Here is a 15,577-nt window from a genome sequence, read left to right on the forward strand (position 1 = left end):
TCCGGAAATCCGAACCTTTTTCACTGAAACTAATAATTAAATTAGTCTAAGATGTCGGATACAACACCGGCACCAACAGTGTGTCCACCTTCACGAATAGTGAACTTAAGACCCTTTTCAAGGGCAACTGGCTTTTGCAATTCAACAGTGAATGTAACGTTATCACCAGGCATAACCATTTCTACACCTTCTGGTAATTCAATAGTACCAGTAACATCAGTTGTGTGGAAGTAGAATTGTGGACGGTAGTTTGAGAAGAATGGAGTGTGACGGCCCCCTTCTTCCTTGGTCATAACATAAACTTCACCCTTGAACTTCTTGTGAGTTTGGATGGAACCTGGTTCAGCAAGAACTTGACCACGTTCGATTTGGTCGTGTGAAATACCACGAAGCAATACACCAACGTTATCCCCAGCTTCACCAAGATCAAGAGTCTTGTGGAACATTTCCAAACCAGTAACAGTTGACTTAAGGATATCTTCAGTCAAACCAACGATTTCCACTTCGTCACCGACCTTAACAGTACCACGGTCGATACGACCAGAAGCAACAGTACCACGACCAGTGATAGTAAATACGTCTTCGACAGGCATCATGAATGGCTTGTCAGTAGGACGCTTTGGAGTTGGAATGTAGTCATCAATAACATCCATCAAGTGAAGGATAACCTTTTCTTGTTCTGGGTCACCTTCAAGGGCCTTAAGAGCAGAACCACGAACAACTGGAACATCGTCACCAGGGAAATCGTATTCGCTAAGCAAGTCACGAACTTCCATTTCAACCAAGTCAACCAATTCATCATCGTCAACCAAGTCAGTCTTGTTCAAGAATACAACGATGTATTGAACACCAACCTGACGGGCAAGAAGAATGTGTTCACGAGTTTGTGGCATAGGACCATCAGTTGCGGCAACAACAAGGATAGCACCATCCATTTGTGCAGCACCAGTGATCATGTTCTTAACGTAGTCCGCGTGACCTGGAGCGTCAATGTGAGCATAGTGACGCTTTTCAGTTTCGTATTCAACGTGGGCAGTGTTAATAGTGATACCACGTTCCTTTTCTTCTGGAGCTGCATCGATATCAGCGTAGTCTTCAGCCTTAGCCAAGCCCTTTTCTGATAATACCTTAGTGATAGCAGCAGTTAAAGTAGTCTTCCCATGGTCAACGTGGCCAATAGTACCAATGTTTACATGGGGCTTTGTACGTTCATAATGTTCTTTTTCAGCCATTAATGAAAACCTCCTGTGAATTTACAAGTATAATGCCAGTCATTTCAGAAAAACAACTGACACACCTTTATGGATATTGTACTACTTCTTTTCGCCAATGAAAAGATTAATCAAATGGCTCTCAAGAAGAATTCTATAACATAATATCAACTATCTGCCGATTTGTAAATAATTTAAATCATGTTTTTATTGTAATTTATCAATGAATTTGTTTAATTTCTTTTGCCAATGAATAATATGCTTGTTTTCACTAGAATATTCACCAGTTGTTGCTCTTTTTAACATTACCTTAACCCACTCACTAGGATCAGTAATTACTTCATCTATCAGGGGATTCAGAAGAATAGACTGGAGATCTAATTGGATTAACAAGGCCCGTAAAATCTGCGGATCAGTTTGCTCCAGTTGAGCTTTTAATATTTTTTGACACTCAATGATCAGTGAATTTTGATAAGCCGTTGGTAATTTTGCCGGAATAACCTGGTGTTCCTTTTCATCAATACAGAGCATTGCGATTTTTTCTTGACATTTAATCTGTTGCAAAATATTTAAAATATCTGCCTTAACCAGTTGCTGGGTAAATGGATCGCGAAGCAAGAATTTAGCACCAACTATAAAATCAGCTAGTGGAAGTTGGTCAGCTGCTAATAGTCGTTTCTGTTGTTCTACCAGTGGGTAGTCGCCAAGATGGTAAAAAGCACGAAGCTGATTTTGAACTGTCGCTTTAAATTCTTGGCGATACTTTGACTCGGTTTCTTGGACTAGGGGGAGAAGCTTATTAACAACTTCTTCAGGATAACGCAAAATCAGCGCTCGAGTGGAAATAAAATGCTGGGCTTTCAAACAAACTTGCACGAGAAAATCTAAATCGTTCGCAAATACCTGTGCAGATTGGACAGCAACCTGGTAGGCAAGCTTAAACTGATTCGAATTATAAAGTGCCTTGGTTGCCCCCATTATTATTTTTTCATCATCCACCTGGTCGCGCAGGTCAAGAAAAATTGCTGCAGCATCACGCCACTTATTTTCTATAGAAAGTTGTTTTGCTTTTTCGAATTGTTTCATTTGTTCAGAATTCATACTTTTTCACCTTTAAATTAAGAAATCAGGGAATCCAGCCACTAATGCCCAACTCCCTGATTTTAAGTTTCACCTATTCATTATTTTTGTTAGCTTGGTGCTTCCGTCCACGACCCCGACCATGACTTGAATGTCGCTTAACCTTTTTCTTGTTCTCTGGTTGGTTAGAACTATTTTCTTCAGTCTTTTGAGTTCCGTTCTTCTTTCGTGAATGTTGATTAACTTCCATAATCACCGGAAGAATTACCGGGTGTCGTTTAGTTTGGTCAAACAAGAATCGGTTTAACTTTTCACGCACATCTTGTTTTAAATGACCCCAATCAAACTCTTTTTGGTCTAGATTATCTTGAACAACCTTTTCAACCAGATCAGCACTTTGCTTCATCAATTGCCGATTCGTTTTAACGAAAACAAAGCCACGAGACGTAATTTGTGGACGCGCAACGATCTTTTTGTTCTTCCGGTCAATAGTTGCCACCACTACAAAGATCCCATCTTCTGATAAGACACGACGATCCCGTAAAACGATATTACCAATATCGCCAATTCCAGTACCATCAATCATAGTATTAGCAACATCAATATGTTCGCCAACATGAAACTTACCATTCTTATAAGTTAAAATATCTCCCTTATTAACAATAAAGATGTTTTCCGCAGGAATTCCAACTTCTTCAGCTAATTCAGCATGTCGATCTAATAATCGATATTCACCTTGAATGGGGATAAAGAACTTTGGCTTCATAAAATTAAGCATCAACTGTTCATCATTTTGATTAGCGTGACCAGATGGATTAAGGTCATCTGAGATAAACTTAACTTCTGCCCCAGTACGGTAAATCATATCCTTAGTCTTTTGTACTTCTGTTTCCTGTGCATATGAAGGAGTAGTTGTAACAAAAACTAAATCACTATCTGAGAGGCGAAGCTTAGGGTTATCACCATTAGCAATCTGTTGAAGGGACTTAATCGGTTCACCCATCTTCCCTGTTTCTAAAATGACAACCTGGTTTGGTTCTAGTTCATCAGCCTCTTCCATGCTAATTAACAGATCCTTAGGTAACTTCAACTTACCTAACTGCATTGCCGTATCAATAATCTGCTCGATATCTTCACCAGAAAGCACTAATTTACGACCAACCTTAACTGCAGCATTAATAATCTGTTGAACACGCATAATGTTTGAAGCAACACTTGCAACAATAATGCGACCCTTTTGATATTTGAAAGTCTCAAGAATATATTCACCAATATCCTTTTCTCGTGCTGAAGCACCAGTAATTCCAGCACCAGCAGAATCGCTTAACAGGGCTAACACTCCTTGAGAACCGATTTCAGCTAACCGTGCCAGATCAGTTTGGTACCCCGCACTCGCAGTCTGATCAAACTTAAAGTCACCAGTATAGACAATATTACCTTCGGGTGTTTCTAATACAATTCCCAAAGTTTCTGGAATCGTATGAGTTGTAGAGAAGAAAGAAACGGTAACATCATTGAAGTCAATTGCAGTTGATTCATCTACCACATGGAAGTCGTTAAACTTCTTAACTTCCTTATGGTTCTTTACCGCTAACTTAGCAAGGGCAATTGTCATTTCACTACCAAAGACCGGAACATTAAAGTCCATTAAGAAGTATGGCAATGCCCCAATTGCATCAGCATGACCATGAGTAAGGAAGACACCCACAATATCGTCTTTCCGCTTCTTAAGGTATTCCCAGTCAGGAATAACCACATCAATCCCCATTAATTCGTTTTCGGGATACTTTAGACCAGCGTCAAGAATGAAAATTTGATTTTCAACCTCAACCGCATACATATTTTTTCCATTTTCGCGTACTCCACCAAATGGAATCATTTTTATACTACTCATTTAGCGAGCTCCTTTGTTTAGTTTTACCTTAATTAGGCATTTTATCGTACAAAATCACTATATAATATTTTACCACAGAATCAGTAAAAATTGGAATAAGAGTAAGCGGAGCAAAACTTTAAAAAGAAAAAGACCAGGGATATATCCCTAGCCCTTCTTGATGTCTTACCGACGAAGACCCAACTTTTGGATAAGGTCACGGTAAGCGTTCAAATCAGTCCGACGTAAGTAAGCCAAAAGGTTACGACGGTGACCAATCTTCTTCATCAAACCACGTTGTGAGTGGTAATCATGCTTGTGTGTACGCAAGTGGTCGTTTAATTCGTTGATATCAGCAGTTAAAACAGCAACTTGTACTTGGGTAGAACCAGTGTCACCTTCATGAGTTGCAAATTCCTTGATAATTTGATCCTTACGTTCTTTAGAAATAGCCATGCTATTTTCCCACCTTTCAATTATTAATGCGCCAAGTTCTAAGTATTACGTCGGTGAGGATCGTAAAACTGAGAAGAGGCATAGTTTAAGTAAACCTTTAACAATATAACTAATTTTACATCAAGATGCAAGTCAATTATTCGAAATTCTTCTTTACTATTGCATTGAGCACCAGTCTTTTGTATAATGATAAATGTTGAAAATTCTGGTCAACTGAATATTGGGTAACGGAGGTGAAACTCATGCCAATTATTAAATCAGCAATTGAACGTGTTCGTACTAGCGAAAAGGCTGAAGCACGTAACGCATCCCAATTAAGCAAAATGCGTACTGCTATCAAGAAGTTTGACAAGGCAAAGCTTGCTGGCGCAGACAACCTTGATGATCTTTACAAGGCTGCTATCTCAGCAATTGACCGTGCCCACTCAAAGGGTCTTATCAAGGCTAACAAGGCTGCTCGTGATAAGTCACGTCTTTCAGCACGTTACGCTAAATAATTAATAAAATGAGAAGCAGGATTTATATCTTACTTCTCATTTTTTAATACTCAAAAACTCCTGAGCTTTAAAAGCATCAGGAGTTTTTTTCGATCTCAATTAAATACCAATATTTTGATTTTACTGTTGGCTATATTGGAGCATAAACAATTGGAATAACAGTCTGGGATCCCGTTGGGTTGTCTTTAACGCCTTTTCAATGTTGATTAATCCTAAATAAGCATTCTGTAAGGCAAGCAAACTAAATTGCCGAACAGTTCGCAATCCTAACTTTACCCTGTAAGGATGAACCCTTAATTTTTGTGCTAAACTCCCCTGACTCAGGCCATGCGAACTTAACACTTTAATTTGTAACAATAACCGGAACTGACTAATCAAGACCGCGTTAATTCTCAGTGGCGGTTGTTGGCCCGCAATTAGCTGATCATATAAATCAATTGACTGGGTTTGATCATGCCGAAGGACTGCATTAACTAAATCAAATACATTTTCATCGAGAGATTGTGGTACCAGATTTTGAACCGCTTGTTTAGTTATATGGTGGTCTTGGTATGTCAATAATTTCAACTTGTTTAAATTAGCATTCATTAATTCATAATCAGCATTAGTTCGCTGGACAAGTTCATCAATCGCTTCGTCATCAATCGTATACTCATCATCAGCCAAGCTATTTTGAACCTGTTGCCGAGCATGAACTTCATCTAAAGGAGCAGTATCAATCATTACCGCCACTTTTTTTAATTCTTTAACAATTTTTTTACGACCGTCTAGTTTTTCATACGGTGCGAGGAAAACTAAGATAGTTGAAGGCTCGGGATGCTGTAAATAATTACTTAAGGATTCTAGATCGTGATCAATTTTCGCGGGCCCCTTCTCCCCCGTAAAGAAGTATGGCTTATTAATCAAGACCAAGCGTCGTTCACCAAAAAACGGGGTTGCCATCGCATCATCAAGTGCTACGGCAAGTGGCGTAGTTTCCATGTCATAACTACCAACGTTCATCACACGTTCTTCTTCAGGAATTAAATTAATAAACATCTCCCGCACCTGTTGCAAAAGCACTTGTTGTGTTCCTAATGCAAAATAAACCATCGCAGGTGTCTTACTAGTTATTTGTTGTTTAAGCGTGGTAACATCCACCTGTACTCATCTCCCTTTAATTTTGTCTGCCAATGGCCATTAATCTTAGAATAACGGTACCGGATCATTCCATATTGCTGAGTCGAAATTGCCTTAATATTGTTTTTATGTAAAGTAAGTAACGTCTCCTGATTGGGATGACCATAACGATTTTGGCGACCAGCAGAAATAATCCCAATTTGGGGTGCTACTTGTTTTATAAACCGAGGATCACTTGACGTTTTACTACCGTGATGGCCTAACTTTAAGATATCTACTCGTAGTTCTGGATAATTACGAATTATTTCCCGTTCCCCATGACGATCAAGATCGCCCATAAACATAAAACTTAATTGACCAAAAGTACCTGCTAAAACCATCGAATCTTCATTATTCCCCTCTCCCTTATTAAAAGGATGAAGAACGTAGAGCTTTGACTTTGAAATCACGTCATCATTTTTTACCGGTATTATCTGTGGAACCTGCAAACTGTCCGTAGGCACTAGTTTAAGTAAAGTTCTTTGACGCTCCATTCCACTTGGTACCACCACTTTTTGCACCTTAAAATTCTGTAAAATTGTTGTTAGGTACCCAATATGGTCCACATCATGGTGACTAAGGTAAATTGTATCAATCTTGCTAATTCCACAGCTTTTCAAATAATTAACACTCGTTCTCATCGCATAATCACTTTGGGAACGCACACTCTGCCGACCAAACCGTAGTTTTCCACCCGTATCAATCATCTCTACCCGATTACTAACCGGGTAGCGAATAATCGCACTATCTCCCTGACCAATATCAACAAAGGTTACCTCACCAGATAACGGAACATGAATTCCCATAAACACAAGTAGATATAAACCACCAAGAACTAACAGGGGCTTTACTCGATAATGATCAATTAAAAATAGCGTCGCAAAAAATAATAACCAAGTAACAGCAGTCGTTGGTTTACCAAAACTAATCATTCCTGGCCAGTAACTAATTTCACCCAACAGCCACTCAAATCCCCTCAGAATATTATTAATTAATAACGGAAAAAGAGGTAAATAGTGAAATAAAAGTGCGCTAATAATTACTGCTGGAAAAATAAAAGTTGAAAAGACAGGGATAATGAGAAAACTACAAATAAACGTTAAAAGATGCACCTCATAAACAAATGCCAAAATAGACGGTAAACTGATTAAATTTAACAATAATGACTGACGAAAGCCATGGATATTATCTGGAATAACTTGCAATGCAAATGATAGTAAATAGCTCAACTGACCACCTAACGTTAAGAGGAGCCAAGGATCCACTATCAACCCACCAAGAAGACTGGTTGCCCAACCATCAAGCGAACTTAGGCGTGTTAGCCGTTGAAGCAATCCCATTTCAGCCATAATGATCGCTCGAACCAAACTAACGGAGCCGCCACCAATAATTAGATAAAAGGGTAGTACAATCATCAGCAGCCATTCAATATCCTCACGATTAAAGTGTAATCGGATCAAAACTTTTCTTAAGCAATCAGTCAGCAATACTACATGCATCCCCGAAATACAAAATAAATGTAACAGTCCCAAACGCTTAACATTTTTCATCAATTCTGCAGTTTGCGTATTTTTCATCCCCAGAATCAACTGCTGACAATAACCGGCAAGTGGGTGGGGAAAAGATTCAAAATAGTGATACAAGCAAGCACGTAAAATGTGGCATTTTTGAAAAAAATTTGCTTCTTGTTCAATTTCAATTTGGAGTTGTTTACACCTTACTTGATTATAGATATGAAACTGGTGATAATAACGTTGCGAATAAAACTGATTAAAATTCGTTGCCGGTTCAATTGGTCGTTCATCACCCGAAATCATCCATTTCATCGTGTTTGAGCACTGACAAATCTTTTGGGCTTCTCGCTCACTTTGCGGAAAGTAAACCAAACTTACTCGCTCACCAGTTTGGCAATCTGTTGCCTGAGCATTAATTAGGTTTGCTTTGATTGTTACTTGGTCGGGCAAGACTGTATATGCCTTACCGTTTACCTCACTTTGTTGGTTAACAGTTGTCACGGTACTCTTATGTAATTCATAAAAACATAGAAGAGACATTAGAACTATAGCCAAGCAAGTCACAATCAATACTAGCCGCTCACTCAAGCTAATAATTCGATATAAACACAAACAAAGAACAAGCAACAGCCAATAATAATGGTTAAGGATAATCACCGTTACTAATCCAGCAGTAATTGCTGGAAAAATAATCCGGTTATAAATCGTTACTCTTGCTCTGGATGAATGTACTGATCCAGAGCAACCTGTTCAAGGATATTATCGTCTAATTTAATTTGATTAAGGCTGATATTCTTTAACTCAATTAACTGCTTCGCATATTCGTCATTATGGTAATTACGAATATAGTTAATCTCTTTTATTCCAGCTTGCAGAAGGCTCTTTGTACATTGCAGACAAGGAAAATCAGTAACATACAGGCTCGCGCCATCAGTAGAAATCCCAAATTTAGCGCACTGCAAGATCGCATTCATTTCGGCATGAATTGTTCGTACACAATGGTCATTACGCAAGTAGCAACCAACATCAATGCAGTGAGTATCACCAGAAACGGAACCATTATACCCACCGGCAATTATCCGTTTATCACGAACTAAAACTGCACCGACAGATAAACGATTACAGGTGCTCCTTGAGGCCAGTAAAGCTGCCTGGATCATAAAATACTGATCCCAATCAATTCTCTTTTTCATTCTATCCACACTTTCCAAATACATTTGATGACTAGTATAACAAAATTAAAATCAAACTAAAAATTAGACTGCCAACATTGGCTTTAATTTAGCAACAGTTTTTTCGCCAAAACCATTAATATTTTTTAAATCATCGACAGAATTAAAATTACCATGTTCTTGCCGATATTGAAGAATCAAGTCTGCCTTTTTATTACCGATTCCTGTAATTTTACAGAGTTGTTCTTTCGTTGCAGTATTAAGGTTAGTAATTTCTTGACTACCACTATTCATATCATTATTTACCGTTGAGGCAGTACCCATCCCGCCCGCTAAAGTTGTTGGAACCTGCTCGCCTTTTCGCGGAATGTAAATAACCTGAGCATCCACTAGCTGTTTAGCCAAGTTTACTTGGTTCATATCTGCATCTGGTGTTTCGCGACCTGCTGCAGATAAAGCTTCATTCACTCGCGATCCCCCCGCTAAACGATAAACCCCAGGATGAGTAACAGCTCCCTTAATATCAACGCAAGCATCCTTTTTCCCTCTTACCGGCAATTCTCTTTGAGTCGATAAAGATTTTTTATTGGTAGTTGTAAAGGGATCCTCAATCTTATTTGATTGAGGTTGGCAGAGCTTTCCGCCAACAATAAGAATGCCCACCAAGGCAACTACTGCAATAATGATTTGCTTTCGATAATTAAGCCAGATTTCTTCTAAGCGTTCCATAATAACCTCCTACTAATAAAGAACGCAAAAAAGTATCTTCTGCACTTTATAAATCAAAAAAGGAATGTAATTATATTTCCCTTACATAATTAAAAATGCTACAACGCACTACGCAAAGAGGGCTTTAACGTTCGGAAAAATCCAAACGCTAAAGCCCTCTTTGTGCTTGCGGTAGTTCGAAAACAAACTAGCAAGCCAGTTCTGCTTCACTCTCTTTTCATATTTATGGATGGGTCTCTAAATACTTAACTGCATCAGTAAACGATGATACTGGAATAACTTTCATCCCTGGTGCAGCCTTCTCAGCTGTTTTCTTTGCCATTTGGTAATTTGTCATATGTTGTTCTTCATATTTAAGGAGTAACTTTGATGGTTTAACATACGGGGCAAAGAAAATTTTAGCGCCAGCCTTATGAGCAGCAATCACTTTCTTATCAATCCCGCCAATTTCGCCAATAGAACCATCCGGATTTATTGTCCCTGTCCCAGCAATCTTCCGACCGTGACGTAAGTCATGACCTGTCAATTGTTGATATATTTGTAAAGTAAACATTAATCCACCAGAAGGTCCACCAAGCTGTCCAGGATTTACCTTAATCGGAATCTTAGTATGAACTTTGACATTATCAGTCAAAACAATCCCAATTCCTGCCCGAGAACTAGCAATCTTTACTAAAGGCTTAGTAACTGTATGCTGATGCCCATCATGAAGGTAGGTAACTGTTAACGGAGTACCAATTTTTCGTTTAGCAATGTACTTCTGGAATCCTTGAGCAGTATCGAAGTGATGACCATTCACCTTTGTAATCGTGTCACCAACCTTAATATCATTCTTGAATTTTGAATTTTTTTCAACTTCAAGAACATAAATTCCCAAATAGCGTTTACTTACTTCTTGATGAGCAGCCTTATAGGCATTTGCAATCGCTTCATTAATCGCACTTTGCATATAAAAATCTTGAACCTTATTAAAAGTGGCGTTACTTTGGCCACCAGTAACATCTTGCTTATTTTCAATTGTGTTATAAGGTGTCATCTTAGCCCAAAGGTAAGTTATTGGACGCGCTTGTTGAAGGTAAACCGAGGTAATCATAAAACTCCCCTTCTGCCTATCAGGATGTCCCTTAATTTTAACGTAAGAACGTAAACTATCAGCAGTCCCTGGACTCTCAATATACTTGTTAAGCGGCCAAAATAAGAACCAGCCAATAAATAAAACGGCAAATAGTGTAATCAGTATTCGCCGCATAATTATCTTATCTTGTTTTTTCATTATGCTCCTTAACCCGCTTTAATTTTTCTTCCTTAATTCGTTGTTTTAATGCTTCGTTAATATTCTTCGGCAGGTAAGCAGAAATGTCACCACCAGAAGAGGTTACTTCCTTCAGGATACTACTAGAAAGGTGCTGATATTCTGGTTTTGCAAGGAAGAAAACCGTTTCACACTGATCATCTAAGAAGTTATTCATTGCAGCGATATCTCGTTCATATTGAAAATCAGTGGTATTTCTCAAGCCACGCATCAAGTAATCGGCACCAATCCTATTCATCAAGTCGACAGTTAGCCCCTCAGTTGTAATTACCGAGACATTATCTAAGCCAGAAACAGCCTCCTTAATTTGTTCAACTCGCTCCTCCACAGTAAATAATGGTTTCTTATTTTGGTTTGTCATTACGGCAACGGCTAATTGATCAAACAGAGCGCTTCCTCGCTTAATCAAATCCAAATGACCTAATGTTAGTGGATCAAATGTTCCAGGAAATACTGCAACTTTCATCTTATTTACCCTCTTTCAAATCGATAGAAATTTAACACTGTAATACCATAACTTTGTTTTTTTATAAACCTAAACGAATCAATGTCAATTGGCAAATTTGCTTCTTGGTTAGTTTCTGCAACCACTAACGCGTTATCATTCAAAAGGCCAAGTTCAGCCAACCGAGCCATATCCTTAACAATTTGCTGTTTAGCATAGGGAGGATCAAGATAAATCAAGTCAAACTTTTTCCCCTGTTTTTGGAGAATCGTGAGGGCCTTCCGTGAATCCATTTTTAAAACAGTAAATTTTTCAGGATGTTTTGTTACCTCAATATTACCCTTAATAGTCTTAATTGCTGGATAAGCACGATCAACCAAAACTGCATGTTCAATCCCTCGAGAAATTCCTTCGATACTAAGGCCACCACTACCGCCATATAAATCGAGACTAATCCCACCATTAAAGTAAGGACCAATAATATTGAACAACGCTTCTTTCACTTTATCGGTTGTTGGCCTAGTTGCCATTCCAGGAACAGCACTTAGTCGACGCCCACCGAAATCACCAGCAACAATTCTCATTTATAATCATCCTCATCATGTTGTTTATATAGTCCAGTTTGTTCTAGATCGGTTAATGTTGGATCAAGATCAGGACGGGCGGAGTCAACCACTCGCTTAATTGAACGAAGATGCTGAATCCGCTTTTTGACGTCCTCATAGGAATCCTGATTAACATATAGAACAGCATAGTGAAAGTGCTTTGAGGTATACCGCAATTGTCCGTAATGGTGCAGATTACGTAATACCCGATGTCCACTATAGTAAACGATCAGGGACCGTCGCTTAGTTAAGTTAAACACTGACTTTCCCTCCTTGACGAACACTTTTCCGTAATACTTTACGCTTATTCTGACGAATGCTAATATTCATGATCAACCCAACAGTAAATGAAAGAATCAACATACTTGAACCACCATAACTAATAAAGGGGAATGTCACACCAGTAATTGGCAGCAAACCAAGAACCCCACCAATATTAAAAAATGTTTCAATTAAGATGAACGTTGCTGAACCATAACATAATAGCATTTCATACATTGAATTGCTACGAACGCCTACCTGGATCATTCGACAAATAATTAACATTAACAATATCAAGATTACACTAACCCCAACTAGGCCTAGTTCCTCACTCGTAATCGACATTATAAAGTCAGTATTGGGTTCGGGAAGATACCCCATTTTCTGAACACTATTACCTAAACCAGAGCCAAAAACGCCCCCATTACTAATAGCGTAATAAGAATTAACTAACTGGCTTCCTGAACCAGAAGCATTCCCAAATGGATTTAAAAAGGCAACAAACCGTGCCATCCGATATCCGTGAATCAAACCATTTTCAACGGCTTTTTCAATCAATAAATAACCCATAATTGGAATAAACAGTAAAACACTAATCCCAAAACTCCAGCGAAAATCACAGGCTAAGAAGAGAACCGCAACGATCATAATATTAATAGCCATCCCACCAATATCGGGTTGAAGGGCTATCAGAAGTAAGCACAGAGCTACCACCAGCCACGGTCCCCCACCCGAACTAATAAAGTGAGTATTTCGCGCACGTACTCGTGCCATCCGATCTGATAAGTACAAAATGAAATAAACCTTACAAATTTCGACTGGCTGAATATTAATAACTCCAAGATTAATCCAACCCTTTGCCCCATTTACCGCATGACTCAACACGAGAACAAATAAAAGCATCCCTACCACAGCAAATGTCGAATCACGCAAAAAGCGTGGCGTTCGATAATGCTCTAACGAATAATTAGCACCAAAAACCAAACAACCAAGCCCTATTACGACATAGACTATTTGTTTAATCAGGTACGCAGTAGGCGATCCACCGTTCTGCATTTCAATTGCTGCACTGGAAGAATATACCATCACAATGCCAATCATACAAAGAACTAAGTAAGGCACCATTAAATAATAATCCCAGTAATGAAAGTTTTTCCAAACCTGAGAAAGATGAATTTTACGAATATGCTTAACTTTCACTATTGCACCCACCTAATTGAAAAAATTCTCTTTTATTATACACCAAAAACAAAAATAGTCCTGAAGGTGGTGCAAGAAGTCATCTTCAGAACTATTTTTAAAATAATATTATTAACTTACTTCCGTGAGGCAGCGCGACGACGCTTAGCATCCTTTTCACGGGCGTTAGTATTCAAAATCTTCTTCCGCAAACGAATATTTTCGGGTGTTACTTCACAGTATTCATCTTCGTTTAAGAATTCAAGGGATTCTTCAAGGGAGAAGTGGGTAGGAGTCTTAATGTGGGCCATTTCATCAGAACCAGCTGCACGAACGTTAGTCAAGTTCTTACCCTTAGTAATGTTAACCGTAATATCATTTTCACGGCTGTTTTCCCCAACGATCATTCCTTCGTAAACTTCTGTACCTGGATCAATTAATAATTGTCCCCGACTTTCAATTCCCATCATGGCATAGGTGGTAGCTTTACCAGCATTCATCGAAACAAGAGTACCCTTTTGACGACCAGGGTTCCAGTTCTTAATAACCGGAGCGTACTTTTCAAAAGTATGGCTCATAATTCCGTAACCACGAGTCATTGTCATGAATTCAGTTGAGTAACCAATCAATCCACGTGAAGGTGCCAAGAAGATCAAGCGGGTTTGACCATTGTCTCCTGGTTCCATGTTCTTCATTTCACCCTTCCGCTTGGAAAGACTATCAATCACTGAACCTGTGTATTCATCAGGCGTATCAATTTGAACTTCTTCGTATGGTTCACACATTACCCCATCAATTTCACGATAGATAACTTCCGGACGTGAAACTGATAATTCGTATCCTTCACGCCGCAAAGTTTCGATCAAAATTGAAAGGTGTAATTCACCACGACCAGAAACTGTCCAGGCACCTGGATCATCAGTATCTTCAACCTTTAATGATACATCGGTTTGTGTTTCACGCTTTAAACGATCTTCAAGTTGACGGGCAGTAACAAACTTACCTTCACGACCAGCAAATGGTGAATCATTAGTCCGGAAAGTCATCCGCAATGTAGGTGGATCAATCCGCAATGGTGTAATGGCTTCTGGATGTTGTGAATCAGCAACAGTTTCACCAACATTAATGTCTTCCATTCCTGAAACAGCAATCAAATCGCCGGCTTCGGCTTCCTTAATTTCCAACCGCTTTAGACCGAAGAAACCAAAAAGTTTAGTAACCCGGAAGTTCTTCTTAGAGCCATCAAGCTTCAATAAAGTAACGTTATCGCCGACCTTGATCTTACCACGGAAGACACGACCAATACCAATCCGACCAACAAAGTCATTGTAATCCAAGATTGCCACTTGGAATTGAAGAGGTTCATCAGAATTATCAACTGGTGCTGGAATAGTCTTAACAATAGTATCAAATAATGGCTTCATGGTATGTTCTTGGGTAGAAATATCAGAGTCATAACTTGAAGTACCGTTCATAGCCGAAGTATAAACAACAGGGAAGTCAAGTTGATCTTCATCAGCCCCCAATTCAATAAAGAGGTCAAGGACTTCATCAACAACTTCTTCAGGACGTGCACCCTTACGGTCAACCTTGTTAATAACTACAATTGGTGTTAAGTGTTGTTCAAGAGCCTTCTTTAAAACAAACCGTGTTTGCGGCATTGTCCCTTCAAAAGCATCAACAACTAGAAGAACACCATCAACCATCTTCATAACCCGTTCAACTTCACCACCGAAGTCCGCGTGTCCTGGGGTATCAAGGATATTGATTTGGTACTTACCATACTTAACAGCAGTATTCTTAGACAAGATGGTAATACCACGTTCACGTTCAATAGCGTTAGTATCCATTGCCCGATCTTCAATTGAGAAGTGCTCTGGCAAGGTGTCTGATTGTTTCAACATTTCGTTAACTAAGGTAGTCTTACCGTGGTCAACGTGGGCAATAATCGCAATGTTCCGAATGTCGTCACGAGATTTCAAGATTCGATCTTCCTTTCATCTTAACTCTACTCTAACAAGTTCAGTATACACTGTCCCGCGAGTGATTTCATAAAAAAACTGCGACAAATTAGTCACAGCTTCG

15 protein-coding genes are annotated in these 15,577 nt (G+C 39.0%); 1 reads left to right on the forward strand and 14 read right to left on the reverse strand.

Features of this window, described 5'->3' with window-relative positions; genetic code table 11:
• Positions 1–41: 41 nt before the first annotated feature.
• The 4 genes from tuf to rpsO form a co-directional block, all read right to left on the reverse strand.
• A complete protein-coding gene (gene tuf, locus H5R64_RS00600; protein WP_182579930.1) occupies positions 42–1,232 on the reverse strand; it encodes an elongation factor Tu in 1,191 nt (396 codons plus the stop codon).
• Between the two features lie 186 nt (positions 1,233–1,418).
• Positions 1,419–2,312, reverse strand: coding sequence for a hypothetical protein (locus H5R64_RS00605; protein WP_182582512.1), 894 nt, complete (start codon positions 2,310–2,312; stop codon positions 1,419–1,421).
• Between the two features lie 73 nt (positions 2,313–2,385).
• On the reverse strand, positions 2,386–4,185 hold the full coding sequence (locus H5R64_RS00610; RefSeq protein ID WP_182579932.1) for a ribonuclease J: 1,800 nt from the start codon (positions 4,183–4,185) through the stop codon (positions 2,386–2,388).
• Positions 4,186–4,350: 165 nt separating this feature from the next.
• Positions 4,351–4,620, reverse strand: a complete 270-nt coding sequence (rpsO, locus tag H5R64_RS00615) for a 30S ribosomal protein S15 (protein ID WP_040531070.1) — start codon at positions 4,618–4,620, stop codon at positions 4,351–4,353.
• A 242-nt stretch (positions 4,621–4,862) separates the two neighbouring features.
• Here rpsO and rpsT point away from each other — a divergent pair, with 242 nt between their 5' ends.
• Positions 4,863–5,117: a 30S ribosomal protein S20 gene (gene rpsT / locus H5R64_RS00620; RefSeq protein ID WP_003716879.1), complete on the forward strand. Its 255-nt coding sequence runs from the start codon at positions 4,863–4,865 to the stop codon at positions 5,115–5,117.
• 120 nt (positions 5,118–5,237) lie between these two features.
• On the opposite strand, the gene holA is transcribed toward rpsT, so the two are convergent.
• The 10 genes from holA to typA all read right to left on the reverse strand — a co-directional run bounded on the left by holA (position 5,238) and on the right by typA (position 15,474).
• Positions 5,238–6,257 (reverse strand): DNA polymerase III subunit delta, encoded by a 1,020-nt coding sequence (gene holA, locus H5R64_RS00625; RefSeq protein WP_182582514.1) that lies wholly within the window; start codon positions 6,255–6,257, stop codon positions 5,238–5,240.
• Entirely contained in the window at positions 6,227–8,290 is a 2,064-nt protein-coding gene (locus tag H5R64_RS00630; protein WP_231797885.1) for a DNA internalization-related competence protein ComEC/Rec2, read from the reverse strand. The genes holA and H5R64_RS00630 overlap by 31 nt, the downstream gene beginning before the upstream one ends.
• 206 nt (positions 8,291–8,496) lie before the next feature.
• The gene (locus H5R64_RS00635; RefSeq protein WP_182579934.1) at positions 8,497–8,982 is read right to left on the reverse strand and encodes a ComE operon protein 2; all 486 of its coding nucleotides are present in this window, start codon (positions 8,980–8,982) and stop codon (positions 8,497–8,499) included.
• 63 nt (positions 8,983–9,045) lie between these two features.
• On the reverse strand, positions 9,046–9,690 hold the full coding sequence (locus H5R64_RS00640) for a helix-hairpin-helix domain-containing protein (protein ID WP_182582518.1): 645 nt from the start codon (positions 9,688–9,690) through the stop codon (positions 9,046–9,048).
• A 223-nt stretch (positions 9,691–9,913) separates the two neighbouring features.
• On the reverse strand, positions 9,914–10,963 hold the full coding sequence (locus H5R64_RS00645; RefSeq protein WP_182582520.1) for a SepM family pheromone-processing serine protease: 1,050 nt from the start codon (positions 10,961–10,963) through the stop codon (positions 9,914–9,916).
• Complete coding sequence (gene coaD, locus H5R64_RS00650) at positions 10,947–11,468, reverse strand: pantetheine-phosphate adenylyltransferase (protein WP_182579937.1); 522 nt, start codon at positions 11,466–11,468, stop codon at positions 10,947–10,949. Before coaD ends, H5R64_RS00645 begins: the two co-directional genes overlap by 17 nt.
• 5 nt (positions 11,469–11,473) lie before the next feature.
• Positions 11,474–12,031, reverse strand: a complete 558-nt coding sequence (rsmD, locus tag H5R64_RS00655; protein ID WP_182579938.1) for a 16S rRNA (guanine(966)-N(2))-methyltransferase RsmD — start codon at positions 12,029–12,031, stop codon at positions 11,474–11,476.
• Complete coding sequence (locus H5R64_RS00660) at positions 12,028–12,312, reverse strand: DUF2129 domain-containing protein (protein ID WP_182579939.1); 285 nt, start codon at positions 12,310–12,312, stop codon at positions 12,028–12,030. The genes rsmD and H5R64_RS00660 overlap by 4 nt, the downstream gene beginning before the upstream one ends.
• Positions 12,305–13,513 carry an FtsW/RodA/SpoVE family cell cycle protein gene (locus tag H5R64_RS00665; RefSeq protein ID WP_407657557.1) on the reverse strand — a complete coding sequence of 403 codons (1,209 nt, stop codon included), beginning with the start codon at positions 13,511–13,513 and terminating at the stop codon, positions 12,305–12,307. Before H5R64_RS00665 ends, H5R64_RS00660 begins: the two co-directional genes overlap by 8 nt.
• A gap of 116 nt (positions 13,514–13,629) precedes the next feature.
• Positions 13,630–15,474, reverse strand: a complete 1,845-nt coding sequence (gene typA / locus H5R64_RS00670; RefSeq protein WP_182579940.1) for a translational GTPase TypA — start codon at positions 15,472–15,474, stop codon at positions 13,630–13,632.
• Between the last annotated feature and the right edge of the window lie 103 nt (positions 15,475–15,577).

The organism is Limosilactobacillus fastidiosus (assembly GCF_014145505.1).
GTDB lineage: Bacteria > Bacillota > Bacilli > Lactobacillales > Lactobacillaceae > Limosilactobacillus > Limosilactobacillus fastidiosus.

Excerpts from the sequence above, each read along its gene's own strand:
- H5R64_RS00605 (WP_182582512.1), bottom strand. The coding sequence starts at position 2,312 with ATGAATTCTGAACAAATGAAACAATTCGAAAAAGCAAAACAACTTTCT.
- H5R64_RS00645 (WP_182582520.1), bottom strand. The coding sequence starts at position 10,963 with ATGAAAAAACAAGATAAGATAATTATGCGGCGAATACTGATTACACTA.
- tuf (WP_182579930.1), bottom strand. The coding sequence starts at position 1,232 with ATGGCTGAAAAAGAACATTATGAACGTACAAAGCCCCATGTAAACATT.
- H5R64_RS00610 (WP_182579932.1), bottom strand. The coding sequence starts at position 4,185 with ATGAGTAGTATAAAAATGATTCCATTTGGTGGAGTACGCGAAAATGGA.
- rpsT (WP_003716879.1), top strand. The coding sequence starts at position 4,863 with ATGCCAATTATTAAATCAGCAATTGAACGTGTTCGTACTAGCGAAAAG.
- rsmD (WP_182579938.1), bottom strand. The coding sequence starts at position 12,031 with ATGAGAATTGTTGCTGGTGATTTCGGTGGGCGTCGACTAAGTGCTGTT.
- H5R64_RS00635 (WP_182579934.1), bottom strand. The coding sequence starts at position 8,982 with ATGAAAAAGAGAATTGATTGGGATCAGTATTTTATGATCCAGGCAGCT.
- coaD (WP_182579937.1), bottom strand. The coding sequence starts at position 11,468 with ATGAAAGTTGCAGTATTTCCTGGAACATTTGATCCACTAACATTAGGT.
- rpsO (WP_040531070.1), bottom strand. The coding sequence starts at position 4,620 with ATGGCTATTTCTAAAGAACGTAAGGATCAAATTATCAAGGAATTTGCA.
- H5R64_RS00640 (WP_182582518.1), bottom strand. The coding sequence starts at position 9,690 with ATGGAACGCTTAGAAGAAATCTGGCTTAATTATCGAAAGCAAATCATT.